Annotated in this window: 15 protein-coding genes and 1 other RNA gene; 5 read left to right on the top strand and 11 right to left on the bottom strand. The window is 59.2% G+C overall.

Annotated elements, in window-relative coordinates; translation table 11 throughout:
* Positions 1–6: 6 nt before the first annotated feature.
* Positions 7–612, bottom strand: coding sequence for a recombination mediator RecR (gene recR, locus V6R85_RS07160; protein WP_003507177.1), 606 nt, complete (start codon positions 610–612; stop codon positions 7–9).
* Between the two features lie 37 nt (positions 613–649).
* On the opposite strand from recR, the gene V6R85_RS07155 reads away from it, so the two are divergent.
* Positions 650–1,285, top strand: coding sequence for an MOSC domain-containing protein (locus V6R85_RS07155; protein WP_162691552.1), 636 nt, complete (start codon positions 650–652; stop codon positions 1,283–1,285).
* A 66-nt stretch (positions 1,286–1,351) separates the two neighbouring features.
* On the opposite strand, the gene V6R85_RS07150 is transcribed toward V6R85_RS07155, so the two are convergent.
* From V6R85_RS07150 to ffs, 3 genes are all read right to left on the bottom strand, one after another.
* Complete coding sequence (locus tag V6R85_RS07150; RefSeq protein WP_003507179.1) at positions 1,352–1,675, bottom strand: YbaB/EbfC family nucleoid-associated protein; 324 nt, start codon at positions 1,673–1,675, stop codon at positions 1,352–1,354.
* Positions 1,676–1,699: 24 nt separating this feature from the next.
* Positions 1,700–3,577 (bottom strand): DNA polymerase III subunit gamma/tau, encoded by a 1,878-nt coding sequence (locus V6R85_RS07145; RefSeq protein ID WP_111794269.1) that lies wholly within the window; start codon positions 3,575–3,577, stop codon positions 1,700–1,702.
* A gap of 79 nt (positions 3,578–3,656) precedes the next feature.
* Positions 3,657–3,753: signal recognition particle sRNA small type (ffs, locus tag V6R85_RS07140), an RNA gene on the bottom strand.
* A 65-nt stretch (positions 3,754–3,818) separates the two neighbouring features.
* Here ffs and V6R85_RS07135 point away from each other — a divergent pair.
* Positions 3,819–4,247: an HIT domain-containing protein gene (locus tag V6R85_RS07135; RefSeq protein WP_035213077.1), complete on the top strand. Its 429-nt coding sequence runs from the start codon at positions 3,819–3,821 to the stop codon at positions 4,245–4,247.
* Positions 4,247–5,209 (top strand): NAD(+) diphosphatase, encoded by a 963-nt coding sequence (gene nudC / locus V6R85_RS07130; protein ID WP_003507186.1) that lies wholly within the window; start codon positions 4,247–4,249, stop codon positions 5,207–5,209. The genes V6R85_RS07135 and nudC overlap by 1 nt, the downstream gene beginning before the upstream one ends.
* 15 nt (positions 5,210–5,224) lie before the next feature.
* Here the strand turns inward: nudC and V6R85_RS07125 are convergent, their stop codons facing one another.
* Both V6R85_RS07125 and V6R85_RS07120 read right to left on the bottom strand, forming a co-directional pair.
* Positions 5,225–6,088 (bottom strand): prephenate dehydratase, encoded by an 864-nt coding sequence (locus tag V6R85_RS07125; RefSeq protein ID WP_111833795.1) that lies wholly within the window; start codon positions 6,086–6,088, stop codon positions 5,225–5,227.
* 11 nt (positions 6,089–6,099) lie between these two features.
* The gene (locus V6R85_RS07120) at positions 6,100–6,855 is read right to left on the bottom strand and encodes a 3-deoxy-manno-octulosonate cytidylyltransferase (protein WP_003507189.1); all 756 of its coding nucleotides are present in this window, start codon (positions 6,853–6,855) and stop codon (positions 6,100–6,102) included.
* Between the two features lie 149 nt (positions 6,856–7,004).
* On the opposite strand from V6R85_RS07120, the gene V6R85_RS07115 reads away from it, so the two are divergent.
* Positions 7,005–7,580: a c-type cytochrome gene (locus V6R85_RS07115; protein ID WP_003507191.1), complete on the top strand. Its 576-nt coding sequence runs from the start codon at positions 7,005–7,007 to the stop codon at positions 7,578–7,580.
* A gap of 96 nt (positions 7,581–7,676) precedes the next feature.
* Here V6R85_RS07115 and V6R85_RS07110 read toward each other — a convergent pair whose 3' ends face one another.
* The 3 genes from V6R85_RS07110 to V6R85_RS07100 all read right to left on the bottom strand — a co-directional run bounded on the left by V6R85_RS07110 (position 7,677) and on the right by V6R85_RS07100 (position 11,595).
* Positions 7,677–8,405: a sugar transferase gene (locus tag V6R85_RS07110; protein WP_111833794.1), complete on the bottom strand. Its 729-nt coding sequence runs from the start codon at positions 8,403–8,405 to the stop codon at positions 7,677–7,679.
* Between the two features lie 290 nt (positions 8,406–8,695).
* The gene (locus V6R85_RS07105; protein WP_336377045.1) at positions 8,696–10,990 is read right to left on the bottom strand and encodes a transglycosylase domain-containing protein; all 2,295 of its coding nucleotides are present in this window, start codon (positions 10,988–10,990) and stop codon (positions 8,696–8,698) included.
* Positions 10,991–11,136: 146 nt separating this feature from the next.
* Positions 11,137–11,595: a YbaK/EbsC family protein gene (locus V6R85_RS07100; RefSeq protein ID WP_111794268.1), complete on the bottom strand. Its 459-nt coding sequence runs from the start codon at positions 11,593–11,595 to the stop codon at positions 11,137–11,139.
* Between the two features lie 477 nt (positions 11,596–12,072).
* Between V6R85_RS07100 and V6R85_RS07095 the strand changes: the two genes are divergently transcribed.
* Complete coding sequence (locus V6R85_RS07095) at positions 12,073–12,282, top strand: cold-shock protein (protein ID WP_003492998.1); 210 nt, start codon at positions 12,073–12,075, stop codon at positions 12,280–12,282.
* Positions 12,283–12,682: 400 nt separating this feature from the next.
* Here V6R85_RS07095 and V6R85_RS07090 read toward each other — a convergent pair whose 3' ends face one another.
* Positions 12,683–14,074 (bottom strand): dipeptidase, encoded by a 1,392-nt coding sequence (locus tag V6R85_RS07090; protein ID WP_080865688.1) that lies wholly within the window; start codon positions 14,072–14,074, stop codon positions 12,683–12,685.
* Positions 14,075–14,240: 166 nt separating this feature from the next.
* The gene (locus V6R85_RS07085) at positions 14,241–14,675 is read right to left on the bottom strand and encodes a MarR family winged helix-turn-helix transcriptional regulator (protein WP_035213110.1); all 435 of its coding nucleotides are present in this window, start codon (positions 14,673–14,675) and stop codon (positions 14,241–14,243) included.
* Between the last annotated feature and the right edge of the window lie 102 nt (positions 14,676–14,777).

Genomic DNA, 14,777 nt, shown 5'->3' with positions numbered 1-14,777 from the left:
GGGACTTCAGATCGTCGTGCGCGCCCGAAGCGCCGCCGTCAATGTGCCCTCGTCGAGATAATCGAGCTCACCGCCCACCGGCACGCCATGCGCAAGCCGGGTGATCTTGATGTCGAGACCGGAGAGGCGGTCGGTGATGTAATGGGCGGTTGCCTGTCCCTCCACCGTCGCATTGACGGCGATGATAAGCTCGCGAATGCCGCCCGCGCTGACACGGTCGATCAGGCCCTTGATATTCAGGTCCTCCGGCCCGACGCCATCGAGTGGCGAAAGCGTGCCGCCGAGAACGTGGTAGGCGGTGTTCATCGCGCCCGTCCGCTCCAGCGCCCAGAGATCCGACACGTCTTCCACCACGATGATGACCGACTGGTCACGCCGGTCGTCAGCGCAGACGGTGCAGGGATCGATGGTATCGACATTGCCGCAGCAGGAGCAGATCTTCACCTTGTCATAGGCCTCGCCCATGGCATGGCCTAGCGGTCCGAGAAGTTGCTCCTTCTTCTTAATGAGATGCAACGCTGCCCGCCGCGCCGAGCGGGGCCCAAGCCCCGGCACTTTTGCCAGAAGCTGGATGAGTTTTTCAATTTCGGGACCGGTGACTCGTTTTGCCATGAGCGCTTTCTACTGCATAAAACGGGAAACGGGAATCATGAAGCACGAAGGGCAGGCCATGAAAATACAGGCGGTATGCCGGGGCGAGGCAAAAAGCCTGCCGGGAAAGACGACGAAGACGGGCATCTTCAAGCATCCCGTGAACGGGCCGGTCATGGTGGATGCCGAAGGTATCGTCAGCGATGCCGTCTGCAATCGCAAACATCACGGCGGGCCGGATCAGGCAATTTACGTGATGGGCTCCGTTGATCTCGACTTCTGGTCCCGCGCTCTGGGTTTCGTGGTCGAACCCGGATTTTTCGGCGAGAACCTCGTGCTTGATGGTGTCGACAGCGCGAAACTCCATGTGGGTGACAGGTTCTCGGCAAGCGAAGTCTTGCTGGAGGTGACCGCTGCCCGCATTCCCTGCGCCACGCTGTCGGCCCGGATCGGCGATCCCGATTTCGCACCGCGCTTCCGGCAGGCAGGCCATCCGGGTTTTTATTGCCGGGTGTTGAAGGGCGGAATGCTCGCTGCCGGGGAGGATATCGCCTTTGCAGCCTATCAGGGAACGAAGCTGCCGATACCAACTATTCTGCAGCGCTTCCGCCCCATGCAGCTCGACGCAGCCGAACGCAGGACCTATCTCGAAACACCGCTTGCAAGCCGGTTCCGTGCGATGCTGGAAGCCTGAATCTCGCCTCGAGACAGGGACGGCGACCACGCCATGCGTGTCGCCATCCTCTTCGGGTTGATTATATCAGAACGGGAATTTCATGCCGGGAGGCAGCGGCAGACCCGCGGTCAGGCCGGCCATCTTTTCCTGTGCCTGCGCTTCGCCTTTTTCCTTGGCGTCCTTATGGGCAGCCACGATCAGGTCCTCGAGGATTTCCACCTCGTCTTCCTTGAACAGCGAAGGATCGATTTTCAGGCCGCGCATTTCGCCCTTGCCGTTGAGAATGACGGTCACCAGACCGCCGCCGGCCCTGCCTTCGACTTCAAGGGCGGCGATTTCTTCCTGCACCTTCTCCATCTTGGACTGCATTTCCTTGACCTTGCCCATCATGCCCATGATGTCACGCATGTGCCAATCTCCTGTTCTTTTTGTTTAAAACTCGATGTCGTCGCCGGGAAGGATGTCGCCTTCGCTCGATTCGGCAACCGATGGCGGCGCGATATCCTCCGCCTCATCCTGTGCGGCGGCACGGATGCGCACGTCGGTGATTTTTGCGCCGGGAAACTGCGCCAGAATGGCGGCAACGTCAGGATCCTGACGCGCATCGACAAGGCGGGCATCCCGGGCATTGCCTTCGGCTTCGACAAGGGTCGGCTCCCCCTGCTCCTTGCTGAGGCTGATGATCCAGTGGATACCGGTCCATTCCTTGAGCTTGACGCCAAGCTCACCGGGCAGAGAGCCGGGCGCACCTTCGCCGAGGCGCATATCAAGCCGGCCGGGCTCCAGCCGCACCAGCCGCACAAAGTTGCGCACCTTTGCCCGCATGACGGGATCGCGGTTCTTCTGGCAGAGATCAGCAATATCCTGCACCGAATTGACGGGAACCTTCGGCTCCGGCCGCTCCTCGGTTTTGGGTGCTACGACCTGCATCTCCTGCGGGCGGCTGTCTGGAACGGCGCGCAGCACGGCGGAGGTCTGCGGCGTCGTCTGGCGCTGGGCGGGAAGATCGACAGGTCTTCCCGCGGCCACGGTCTGTCCTGACGAATAGGCGCGCGCACCGCCGCCGTTGCCGCCGCCCGAAGGTCCGCCATTGGCGTAACCGCCGCCGTCGCCGCTCGAAAGCTCGAGCAGGCGCCGCGCGGCATCTTCAGGTGCGGGCAGATTGGCGGCGTGCGAAAGCCGGATCAGAACCATTTCGGCAGCACCGGCAGGCCGCGAGGCGTTTTCCGTTTCCGGAATGCCCTTCAGCAGCATCTGCCAAATGCGCGACAGTGCGGTTACCGCAATCGTCTCGGCAAATTCCGCACCACGCACGCGTTCTATTTCCGAAAGCGAGGGGTCTTCCGCCGCATCAGGCACATATTTCATGCGGGTGACGAGATGGGTGAAATCGGCAAGGTCGTTCAATACGACGACAGGGTTCGCGCCCGCCTCATATTGCCCGTTGAATTCCGAAAGGGCGGCCGCGACGTCGCCTTTGACGACGTGCTGGAAGAGATCGACGATGCGCGCACGGTCGGCAAGGCCGAGCATGCCGCGCACCGCTTCGGCCTCCACCCGGCCGCCGCCATGGGCGATCGCCTGGTCGAGCAGGGAAAGGCCGTCACGGGCGGAACCCTCTGCCGCGCGGGCGATCATCGACAGCGCCTGCGGATCGGCCTCGAAACCTTCCTTGCCCGCAATGGCGGTGAACAGGCCGACGAGATCAGCGGCGCTGATGCGGCGCAGGTCGAAGCGTTGGCAGCGCGACAGAACGGTAATTGGAACCTTGCGGATTTCGGTGGTCGCGAAGATGAATTTCACATGTTCCGGCGGCTCCTCCAGCGTCTTCAGAAGACCGTTAAACGCCTGCGTCGACAGCATGTGCACTTCGTCGATGATATAGACCTTGTAGCGCGCCGAGACCGGGCGATAGCGCACCTGTTCGATGATCTCGCGAATATCGTCGATGCCGGTATGGGAGGCGGCGTCCATCTCGATCACGTCGACATGCCGGCCTTCCATGATCGCCTGGCAATGTTCGCCGGGGATCCGAAGGTCGATGGTCGGCTTGTCGATGGTGTCGGTCTTGTAATTCAGCGCGCGGGCGAGAATGCGTGCCGTGGTCGTTTTGCCCACGCCGCGAACGCCGGTCAGCATATAGGCCTGGGCAATGCGGCCGGTCTCAAACGCGTTGGTCAGCGTGCGGACCATCGGCTCCTGGCCGACCATCAGATCGGAAAAATCTTTCGGGCGATATTTGCGTGCCAGTACCCGGTAGCCGGTCCCGACCTGGGATTCGCTTGTTGTGGTGGGTACGGTATCGCTCATTGCCTCGCCAGTTTGTTTTGCCAGTTTGTCTTGGGGCGCTGAACTGGCCCGGCGAAAGCTGAGCACGTCTTTTAAAAAGGTGGGAGGCTGGCACGGCGACCCGTGCCGGGCTCGTTAGGGCTGCTTCCTTCCGGACCTGACCCGGTTGGCGAGTGGCTCGTCCACCACCAACCTCCCGGGGCCACATATCGGCAATATCGACAGCAAATGCAAGCCAAGCCTTCAAAAAACTGCTATCACGATGAAAACAAACATGGAGGACACCTTGGAGACATTCCGGCTGGACGACAGGCTGGCGCGCGACAGTGTGCTTGTGACGCGTTTGGGGCTATGTGAACTGCGTTTGCAAAACGACAGTCGCTGGCCTTGGCTGGTGCTGGTGCCGCAGCGAGACGGCGTCAGCGAATTGTTCGATCTCACCCCGCTTGATCAGGCCGTGCTGACATTCGAGACCAATCTCGTCGCGTCCGCCTTGAAGGAGATCACGGGGGCCACCAAGATAAATGTCGGTGCTTTGGGCAATATCGTCCGGCAATTGCATGTCCATATTATCGCCCGCAATGAAGGCGACACCTGCTGGCCCGGCCCCATCTGGGGTTACGGAACGGCGGTGCCCTATGCTGCGGGCGAAAAGGAAACTTTGATGAAAAAAATCTCCGGCGCGCTCTGATGATTTCCATGAAAATTTTTGAAACCACTGCCCCCCATCCTGAAGCAAGCCTGCTGACGGCCTTTTCCAAAAATGCCCTCGACCGTTTCGCCGAAAAGCGGACGGAGGAGTGTGTTGCCGATGCACTGAAAGTCGATGGCACCCATATTTTTGCCTTCTCGGGCAACCGGCTGGTCCTGAAACATGATGAGCAGGTCATCGATCCCCTGTTTTCCGCCTATGAGCTGGCCGAATTGCAGCCGGATTTCGACAATGCCGTGCTGCTCGGATACCGCGAAACCGGCGAGCCGAGAATTGCGGTGCCGGTCGCCGTGGCCGAGGATCAGCTGGCGAGCCATTACAAGCTGGCCGATGCCCGCACGCTTTATCGCGATCATCTTCTCGACGAGGAACTGCTGAGCGAGGTTGCGCAGGCAGTCAGCCTGACGCACTGGAATGGTGACAATCGCTTTTGCGGTAAGTGCGGCGGAACCATGGAGCTGCGAATCGGCGGCTACAAGCGCATCTGCGGCGCCTGCAGCCACACTATTTTTCCGCGCACCGATCCCGTTGTCATCATGATGACCATCGATATCGAGCGTGATCTCTGCCTGCTTGGCCGCGGTGCGCATTTTGCGCCGGGCATGTATTCCTGCCTTGCCGGCTTCGTGGAGCCGGGCGAAACCATCGAACAGGCCGTCCGCCGCGAAACGCATGAGGAATCCGGCGTTGAAATCGGTCGTGTGCGGTATCACGCCTCCCAGCCCTGGCCGATGCCGCATACGCTGATGATAGGCTGTTATGCCGAGGCGCTCTCTTTTGAGATCGCGCGTGACGAGATCGAGCTTGAGGATTGCCGTTGGTTCACGCGGGAAGAGGTAGCAAAGATGCTGGAGGCCCCGACGGGTGAAGGTTTTTCCGCGCCGCCAATGGGAGCCATCGCGCATCGGCTGATGCGCGACTGGGTGGAATGGCTAAAATAATGGGCTGCGGCAGGCTCAGCTTTGGTTGAGCTTGCCGCGCATCGCGTGACCGTTGTAGACGCCGAGAATGCGGACTTTTTCCGAGAAGAAACGCAACTCGTCCAGCGCATGCCGCACCGGCTCGTCATCGGGGTGGCCTTCAATATCGGCATAAAACTGCGTCGCCACGAATTTGCCGCCGAGCTGGTAGCTTTCGAGCTTCGTCATGTTGATGCCGTTCGTCGCAAAGCCGCCCATGGCCTTGTAAAGTGCTGCCGGAATATTGCGAACGTTGAAAACGAAGGTCGTGACGACGATTTCGTCACTCGACTGGCGCTTGGCCCAGTTTTCATCGCGGGAAAGCACCACGAAGCGCGTGACGTTGTTGTCCGAATCCTCGACATTTTCAGCGAGAATATCGAGACCGTAGAGGCTGGCGGCAAGACGTGGCGCAAGGGCCGCCATGCTGCGGTCGCCCTGTTCGGACACGAGCCTTGCGGAGCCTGCCGTATCGCCGGCGATGACGGGCTTCCAGCCGTTGGAACGGATGATCTTGCGGCATTGGCCAAGCGCGTGGATGTGGCTGTGGACGGTGCGAATCTCATCCTTCTTCACGCCGGGCATCACCATCAGCTGGAAGCGGATCGGCATGAAGTATTCGCCGATGATGTGCAGGCGCGATTCCGGCAGCAGGTGATGAATATCCGCAACGCGGCCGGCCAGTGTATTTTCAATCGGGATCATGCCGAGATCAGCTTCGCCGTTTTCAATGGCGTTGAAGGCATCCTCGAAGGTCGGGCAGGGCAAAGGCTCCATATCCGGGAACATGTCGCGGCAGGCCATGTCGGAATTCGCGCCGAATTCGCCCTGGAAGGCAATACGATTTGTGCTCAAGGTCATGGGACTGTCCGTTAGAGGGTTCTGCTTGCGAGAATTTTGCGGGCTTTTTCCAGATCGTGCGGCGTGTCGACGCCGAGCGGCACGGAACGGACGATTTCAGCGTCGATGCGCATCCCCGCTTCCAGTGCGCGCAGCTGTTCCAGCCGTTCGCGTTTTTCAAGCGGCGAGGGCGGCAGGCTCACGAATGTCTCGAGCGCAGAGCGGCGATAGGTATAAAGCCCGATGTGATGATAAAGCGGGCCATCGCCATAGGGTGCGGTGGTGCGGGTAAAATAAAGCGCGCGCAATCGCGTCTCGGAAAGCGGGCTGCCCACCACTTTCACCACGTTAGGATTGGTTTTTTCTTCCTCGTCGGTGATTTCGACCGTCAGTGTCGCAATATCGACCTCTGTATTTTCCAGTGGGCGCAGCGAAGCGCGGATCGTTTCCGCCTCAATGGTCGGCAGGTCGCCCTGAACATTGATGACATATTCCGCCTTTCCATAGGGGTCGGCCTTTTGCAGCGCTTCGAAAATGCGGTCCGAGCCGGACTGGTGGTCGTCGCGGGTCATCATCACGTCGAAACCGGCATTTTGCACGGCCGAAAACACCTGTTCGTCATCAACGGCAACAACGATTCGTTCCGCACCGGCCTCGCGTGCCCGCAGCGCAACCTGCACGATCATCGGCTTGCCGCCTATGTCGGCGAGCGGCTTGCCTGGCAGGCGTGTGGATGCCATCCGCGCCGGTATGAGGACGACAGCTTTCTCGAATTCCCGATTCTTCATCCGACACCCTTCAAATCCCGCCCGAAAAGTGTCAAAACGTCACGGTGTGGGGAGCATTATTCAAGTTGCGCAGGCTGTGCAAAAGCCATAGCTTTCGAGCAATTTCAAGATGCCCGTTATATCAAGCGGATGCGAGGGAGCGCATATAGATGAATTCTTATGTAAATATGGGCGTTGGGGCGTTGCTTGGCACGGTTTTCGTCCTGATGTCGGTGTCGATTGCGTCTGAGGGCATTTTCCATGCGCCTGCGCCCGAAAAGGAAGGTTTCGCCATTGCTGCGGCAGAGAGCGGCGGCGAAGCGGGTGGCGGTGAAGCCGCTGCCGCGGCGACGCCGATCGCGCAATTGCTTGCCAGCGCCGATGCCGCCAAGGGCGAAACAGTCTTCAAGAAGTGTACGAGCTGTCATACCGGAGAGAGTGGTGGTGCAAACAAGGTCGGCCCCAATCTCTTCGATATCGTCAACCGGCCGATCGCCAGCCATGAAGGTTTCAGCTATTCCGCCGGGATGAAGGATTTCTCCAAGGGCGGTTCCGTGCATTGGGACTACGATCATCTCAGCTACTTCCTCGAATCCCCCAAGAAACACGTTCCCGGCACGGCCATGGGTTTTGCGGGTGTGAAGAAGGAGACGGAACGCGCCGATCTCATCGCTTATCTGCGCACGCTTTCGGCAAACCCGGCACCGCTTCCGGATCCGGCAGCGGCTCCCGCGCCGACAAACTGATTGTCATGATGATTTCATGATAAAAGCCCGGCATCGCTGCCGGGCTTTTGTTTTTATAACGGATGGACTGCAGCTGCGGGAATGGCGTCTGAAAAATCAGAAACCCTTGCCGCCGCGCAATTCGGAAATCACCGTTCCGACCATGATCCTGATATCAAGCCAGATCGAAAAATTTTCGACGTAATAAAGATCGGAGACGATTCGGGCGCGCGCCTTGTCGCTGCGATCCGTCGGGCCGCGTAATCCCCGCATCTGTGCGAGGCCGGTAATGCCCGGCCGCACCCGGTGCCGCATATGGTAGTGCGGCACCAGTTCCTCATAAAGACGGCCGGCCGCCAGCATGCCGATGGCGTGGCAGCGGGGCCCGACCAGCGACATATCGCCTTTCAGCACATTCAGAAGCTGCGGCAGTTCGTCGATATTCGTGCGGCGAAGAATCGCGCCGATCCGGGTTATTCTGGGATCGTTCTTCACCGTTTGCGCCACACCGGTGGCATCGCAAAGGTCGGTTCTCATGGAGCGGAATTTATAGACACGGATTTTCCGCCCGTTCATACCCCAGCGGACCTGCGAAAACAGGACCGGCCCTTTGCTATCGAGTTTGACCAGAGCCGCTACGGTGAGCAACACCGGCGCGAGCGCGACAAGGGCGATGGACGCCCCTGCAATATCCATCGTTCTTTTGAGCGCGAACTGGCCGCGCAAAAATGCGGAGACGGTTTTTTCCGAAGAGGAAGGTTGCGTTTCCGGCGATTCGAAAGTTGTGGCTGCGGAATAGGAGGCACCGTAAAAAACGGCATGCGATGAGCCTTTAGTACCCAGCATAATATAAAGCCCTGAAAAGTTATTTTGATAGAAGAAAATTAATTTATATGAACGATTAATAATTCATTTACCGTAAAAAGTCATCCGAAATGTAACCGCTCTGGAGCAAATGGCAATCTACGGTTAATGCGACTGCACGCGGATGTTGCAGGGCGAGCATCCTCTCCGCTCGTAGCTGCCGAGACGACCAGTCTCCATGGAGCCAAATCCTGCTAAATCGGGAATTTAGCGCGACAATGACGTCATCGTCACCGCCCGTGAGATCAGCGCCTGCCGGCCACGCTATGCCGTCAGTTTCCCATCAGAATATCGAGCAGGGTCGTCTGCTTTGGTCCGGATGGCGCCTGACCGCCGATATCGGCGGGTGGTACAGGCCCGTTGCCGGCTGAATAGCCGGGCTCGATATCGCGGGAAGGGATATTTGCCGGCGGCATCGGCACATCCGGCTGATTCGGGTTCGGCGCAATGGGGGCTTGGGGATAGGCGCGCGTATCCGGCGTCCCGCCCCCGAGCGCATTGGAAATGATATCGCCGATGGAGGAGGGCGGGTTTTCCGGTGCCGGCTGCTGCATTTCCCCAAGCGGCGGCACGCCGCCTGCGCCAAGCCCGAAGAGCGGCGAGGGTGAAAGCCCCGAATGGGCGGCGGTCATGAAATCTTTCCACGCCTTTGCCGGAAGCCCGCCGCCGGTGACCTTTTTCATTGATGTGCCGTCGTCATTGCCGAACCATACGCCGGTGGTCAGGTTGCTTGTGTAGCCGACAAAAAGTGCATCGCGGAAGGACTGCGTCGTGCCGGATTTTCCAGCCGCCTGCCAGCCCTGCAGCTTCGCCGCCTTGCCGGTGCCTTCGGTGATAACGCGCGACAGCATGCTGTTCATGGTCGCGGCGATCTCTTCGCTCAGAACGCGAGGCGGATTGTCATATTTGTTTTCGTAAAGCACTTTGCCGTCGGCGTCGGTGATGCGTTTGACGATATGCGGCGTCGCCTTGTAGCCGCCATTCATGAAGGGGGCGTAGGAGGCCGTCAGCTCCATCAGCGACACTTCCGAGGTGCCGAGCGCGATGGAGGCATTGTTCTGCAGCTCGGATTCGATGCCCATGCGATGTGCCACCTGGGTCACACGATCAGGCCCCACTTCCATCACCAGCTGCGCGGCAATGGTGTTCAGCGAATTGGCGAGCGCGGTGGCGAGTGTCACTTCGCCTCGATATTTCTTCTCGTAATTTTCCGGGGTCCAGTTGCCGATACGAACAGGCGCGTCATTACGGATGGTATAGGGGGTAAGCCCGGATTCGAGCGCGGCGACGTAAACGAAGGGCTTGAATGCGGAGCCGGGTTGCCGTTTTGCCTTGGCGGCGCGGTTGAACTGGCTTTCGGCATAATCAGCCCCGCCTACCACGGCCCGGATTGCACCCGTGCCATCAATGGAAACAAGGGCCGCTTGCGAGGCGCCCTGTTTCTTGCCGTCGCCATGCAGCACGTGGGTCAGCGCCTTTTCGGCATCGCGCTCGAGATTGGGATCGATCGTCGTGTCGACGACGATATCCTGCTTCACCTCGCCAACCAGGTTGCGCACCTCCTCCAGCACCATGTCGGCGGCGTAATGTTCGGCGCCGGACCAGAAACGTTTCGCCTTGGTTGGCGGCTGCGACATGGCGGTCTTGATTTCGTCGTCCGTGATGAAGCCGACATCGCGCATGGATTGCAGCACGACCTGCGCCCGCTCTTCCGCCGCCTGCGGATCGCGCGCCGGCGAAAGGCGCGAGGGCGCTTTAAGAAGCCCGGCCAGCATTGCCGCTTCGCCCAGATTGACGTCGCGCGCGGATTTGTTGAAGTAGCGCCGCGAGGCCGCCTCGACGCCATAGGCATTGGAGCCGAAATAGACGCGATTGAGATACATCGCGAGAATCTGGTCCTTGGTGAATTCATGCTCCAGCCAGAAAGACAGCAGCACTTCCTGAACCTTGCGCTCCAGCGTGCGATCCGGCGAGAGGAACAGGTTTTTTGCCAGCTGCTGTGTCAGCGTCGAGCCGCCCTGCACCGTTCGCCCCGTCAGGACATTCGTTACGATAGCGCGTCCAAGACCCAGCGGATCGACGCCGAAATGCGAATAGAACCGCCGGTCCTCGATCGCCATCACGGCCTGCGGAATATAGGGTGACATGTCCTCCAGCGCGAGCGCCTCGCCGCCGGTGGTGCCGCGATTGGCAAGCACGCTGTCATTCACCGAAACGATCTTCACATTCGGCGGGCGTTCGGGAATGGACCAGCTGCTGGCGCTCGGCATGCGCGCACCATAATAAAGGACAAGACCGGCAACGCCGATGCCGCCCCAGATGCCGAGTACGATACACCAATAAACGAGGGAGCGGAGGAAGCCCGTCGCGCCACGGCCGGAACTGCGGGTGCGCTTTTCTTTTTTGCTGGATTTGGTGCGGCCGGATGCCGGCTTCGGTTTCCTGGCCTGCTGCTTTGTGGTTCCGCTGATGCGCTCGCTGGCGTCAAGGCGCAGGTCGTCACCGGACTCATGGAAATCCCCGAAGGAAGGTTCTACCCGTTCGCGTGATTTACCCTTGCCTGCCATCCAGCCGAAGTCGCTCCTATTCGCGAAACCGCGCGCATCCCATTCGGGTTTCAGGCTTCTATGCCTGCGCGATCCTTAATCCAGGATGAAGAGTTTAAATGCGGCAATTTAAGGCGGGGTTAAGTCCCGGCCGCATCAAATCAGCGTCATTGGCAGACGTCGACCCACTCCGCGTCCGTCAGTTCGGCCATCACATCGGGTGAAATCTTCACTGCCGCATTGGTGGCGCCGGCCGCGGGAACCACCTCATGATAGTTTTTCAGCGATATGTCGCAAAACACCGGGAGGGCAGAGGGCAGGCCGAAAGGGCACACCCCGCCGATGGGATGGCTGGTCACCGCAACCACCTCATCCGGTCCAAGCATGCGCGGCTTTGCTCCGAAATGATCGCGGAATTTCCGGTTGTCGAGGCGTTTCGTGCCGGCGACGACGACGAGAAGAATGGTGTCGCCCGCCTTCAGGCAGATCGTTTTCGCAATCTGGTCGGGGTCGACGCCGTGTGCTTCGGCGGCCAGCGCCACCGTCGCTGAACTCGCTTCCGTTTCAATCACGGTCACTTCGGGCGACTTTTCGGTGAAGAAGGCTCTGACGGATTCGATAGACATGCGTATTTATTAGGCGTTACGCGGAGAAGCTTCAAGTCACCCTGAAGTAGCTATGCATTATGCGCAATGCTGCGCTGCGATGAAACGTCTGTTTTTTAAGCTGATATCCTGTATCTTCAAACCATCGAAGCGACGCACTCCTCCTCCCAGCGTCGCCCGATTGGACTGACAATACTCCTCCTCCCAATTGTCAGTCAGTTTCAAGAACCCGGCGCACCTCCTCCCGCGCCGGGTTTTTGCTGTTTAGGGCCCTGTTTCCAACGGATTTGGGTGGCCGGCGGCTCACAAAGATCGCCGCGTTTTTCAAAGAAACTTGACTTTTCGCCCCTGCCAACCTAGGTGTTCGGCCATCGATATTTGTTTGACGACCAGAGCTTCGGCGCCTTTTTGGGTGCACACGACGATCTTTCCTTCAAATTCGACCTAAGTCCGCACTGCTCGCAGTGCAAATACAATTGCCAACGGAAGGAAATCGTTATGGCGACTGGTACAGTAAAGTGGTTCAACGCAACCAAGGGCTACGGCTTCATTCAGCCTGACGACGGTTCGCAGGACGTATTCGTTCACATCTCCGCTGTTGAGCGCGCTGGTCTGACCGCCCTCAACGACGGCCAGAAGCTCTCCTACGAGCTGATGCAGGATCGTCGCTCGGGCAAGATGTCCGCAGGCAACCTCGTTGCTGCCTGATAAGCGCTTTGGCCCGAAAGGGTCATTCGCATGAATGGAAAGGCCGGATTTTTCCGGCCTTTTTCTTTTGCAGGAAGGGACTGGGCCGGCCACTCTTGAAAAAGCCGGACGACATACCAATATAGGGTTCAACAGTGCTCCGGATCGGAACTGCCGGGAATGGCGCTTTTAAAAGTGCCGCTGCTGTTGCGTTAACCAAAGATTAACCAAAGCAGCCGATCCTGAGCCGGAAAGCAGCGTCGATATCTTTGGCGCGCTCTGGAGCATCAGACCGTTTGAACGCTTTGACCACGGATGTACTGGCATTGACGAAAAACGGATGGAAAGGTCGGGCTTGCCCGGCCTTTTTGTTTATGTACCGAGGAGGTGCCGAATATTCGGCGCCTCCTCTTTTTCCGGATTATTTTGCCGCGAGTGCGTCGAGAATGCGGACCCAGGAGCGGATGCCCTTGTGGAACGACTGCAGGTCGTATTTTTCATTCGGCGAATGAATGCGGTCATCGGTAAGTCCGAAGCCCACAAGCAGCGAATCCATTCCCAGCATCTTCTGGAAATCGCCGACGATCGGGATCGAGCCTCCCATGCCGATGACGACGGCGGGCTTTGGCCACTCTTCCGAAAGCGCATTTTTGGCTTTGGTCAGTACGGGCGAGTCGTAGGACAGCTGGATGGCGGGTGAACCGCCATGTTCGTGGAACTCCACGGAGCAGTCGGCGGGTATTTTCGAGCGCACATAGCCCCGGAAGCTTTCGCGAATGGCCGCAGGGTCCTGCTCACCGACGAGACGGAAAGACACCTTGGCGGAGGCTTTCGCGGCGATCACGGTCTTGAAACCATCGCCGGTATAGCCGCCGATAATGCCGTTGACTTCCGCCGTCGGCCGCGCCCAGGTCTGCTCAAGCACGGAGCGACCCTTTTCGCCCGAGGGAACCGAAAGGCCTACTTCGCCGAGAAAGGCTTCGGCCGTGCGGCCCAGCGTCTCCCAGGAGGCCTTGATGTTGGCTGGCGTTTCTTCCACGCCGTCATAAAAGCCTGAAAGAGTTACCCGGCCGGTCTCGTCATGCAGGCCGGCGAGAATATCGGTGAGGATGTGAATGGGGTTTGCGGCAGCACCACCGAACAGACCGGAATGCAGATCGCGGTCGGCTGCTGTGATGACGACTTCTTCGCCGACCAGGCCGCGAAGGGCCGCAGCAATGGCTGGCGTATCCCGGTCCCACATGCCGGTATCGCAGACCAGCGCATAATCGGCCTTCAGTTCTTCCGCATTGGCTTCGAGGAAAGGCTTCAGCGACGGCGAGCCGGATTCCTCTTCGCCTTCAAAAAGAATGGTGACGCGCACCGGCAGGCCGCCATTCACTGCCTTATAGGCGCGGCAGGCTTCGACGAAGGTCATCAGCTGGCCCTTGTCGTCTGCCGTACCACGTCCCGTGATCACCTGGCGGCCGGCGCCGATATCCTTGACGGCGGGTTCGAACGGATCGTTTTCCCAGAGCTCGAGCGGATCAACCGGCTGTACGTCATAATGGCCGTAAAAAAGCACATGCGGCGCGTCCTTGGTGGCCGCATCATGATGCGCCACCACCATGGGGTGGCCGGCCGTATCGCGCACGGAGGCCGTAAAGCCGAGCGCTGAAAGCGTCCTGACCAGCCACTCCGCCGCCTTGCGGCATTCCGCCTTGTAGGCGGGGTCCGTCGAAATCGACGGAATGCGTACGAGCTCGAACAGTCGCTCAAGGCTGGAGGTGAGATTGTCGTCGGCGGTGGAAAGAATGGGGGAAACGTCTGTCATCGCTGATCCTGTCATGTCTGTCGTGACCCGGCGATAAGACGAAACATCCGGGCATCGCGCATCGCGGGAAACAAGGGGGCCGGCGCGTCGTGAATCGGCAAACGTGCGGCCGCCGGAACGATAGAGCAGTTCAGGGAAAGTGCGAAGTGGTTTCGGGCTGTAAATGCTATTTCGCTTTTTTGGCGCTTTCGATCGCCCGGCGCATATATTCCAGCAAAAGCTGTCTCTCGAAACGCCGGAAATCCTTGAGCAGTGCATCTTCGGTGGCTTCGGAAGCTGCAATGGCATTGGCTTCCAGATCCCTGCCGCGCTGTGTCAGCTCGATGATCTGGGCACGGCGGTCGCTTGGATGGGATTTGCGGATGATCAGCCCGTCGCGTTCCATGCGTGAGAGCGTATTGGCGAGCGTCGCCTGTTCGACATCGATTCTATCAAGCAATTGTCGCTGCGTCAGGCCGTCCTCATGCCAAAGTTCGATGAGAATGGGGAATTGTCCGGGCGAGAAACCCAGGGCGGCGGCTCTTTTCTGCAGCGCCATGGTGAATTCCCGCGCCATTTTCGAGGCGAGATAGATCGCCGATTCGTCCCGGGAAAAACCCATTTTTCCGCCCATAAAACATCACGGCCGGCTCAGCCCGGCAATTCAATAGCGCGATATATATCGCATGATATGTTTAGGCCAGCCCGAAACGGCGCATAAAAT

Origin of the sequence: Agrobacterium sp. CCNWLW32 (genome assembly GCF_037083425.1) — a bacterium.
GTDB lineage: Bacteria > Pseudomonadota > Alphaproteobacteria > Rhizobiales > Rhizobiaceae > Agrobacterium > Agrobacterium radiobacter.
The sequence above is the reverse complement of the archived record's forward strand: the minus strand, read 5'-3'. Positions and strand labels throughout refer to the sequence as shown.

Bases quoted from the DNA above. Each gene is read 5' to 3' on its own strand.
- recR (WP_003507177.1), bottom strand. From the start codon at position 612: ATGGCAAAACGAGTCACCGGTCCCGAAATTGAAAAACTCATCCAGCTT.
- V6R85_RS07155 (WP_162691552.1), top strand. From the start codon at position 650: ATGAAGCACGAAGGGCAGGCCATGAAAATACAGGCGGTATGCCGGGGC.
- V6R85_RS07150 (WP_003507179.1), bottom strand. From the start codon at position 1,675: ATGCGTGACATCATGGGCATGATGGGCAAGGTCAAGGAAATGCAGTCC.
- V6R85_RS07145 (WP_111794269.1), bottom strand. From the start codon at position 3,577: ATGAGCGATACCGTACCCACCACAACAAGCGAATCCCAGGTCGGGACC.
- V6R85_RS07135 (WP_035213077.1), top strand. From the start codon at position 3,819: ATGAAAACAAACATGGAGGACACCTTGGAGACATTCCGGCTGGACGAC.
- nudC (WP_003507186.1), top strand. From the start codon at position 4,247: ATGATTTCCATGAAAATTTTTGAAACCACTGCCCCCCATCCTGAAGCA.
- V6R85_RS07125 (WP_111833795.1), bottom strand. From the start codon at position 6,088: ATGACCTTGAGCACAAATCGTATTGCCTTCCAGGGCGAATTCGGCGCG.
- V6R85_RS07120 (WP_003507189.1), bottom strand. From the start codon at position 6,855: ATGAAGAATCGGGAATTCGAGAAAGCTGTCGTCCTCATACCGGCGCGG.
- V6R85_RS07115 (WP_003507191.1), top strand. From the start codon at position 7,005: ATGAATTCTTATGTAAATATGGGCGTTGGGGCGTTGCTTGGCACGGTT.
- V6R85_RS07110 (WP_111833794.1), bottom strand. From the start codon at position 8,405: ATGCTGGGTACTAAAGGCTCATCGCATGCCGTTTTTTACGGTGCCTCC.
- V6R85_RS07105 (WP_336377045.1), bottom strand. From the start codon at position 10,990: ATGGCAGGCAAGGGTAAATCACGCGAACGGGTAGAACCTTCCTTCGGG.
- V6R85_RS07100 (WP_111794268.1), bottom strand. From the start codon at position 11,595: ATGTCTATCGAATCCGTCAGAGCCTTCTTCACCGAAAAGTCGCCCGAA.
- V6R85_RS07095 (WP_003492998.1), top strand. From the start codon at position 12,073: ATGGCGACTGGTACAGTAAAGTGGTTCAACGCAACCAAGGGCTACGGC.
- V6R85_RS07090 (WP_080865688.1), bottom strand. From the start codon at position 14,074: ATGACAGACGTTTCCCCCATTCTTTCCACCGCCGACGACAATCTCACC.
- V6R85_RS07085 (WP_035213110.1), bottom strand. From the start codon at position 14,675: ATGGGTTTTTCCCGGGACGAATCGGCGATCTATCTCGCCTCGAAAATG.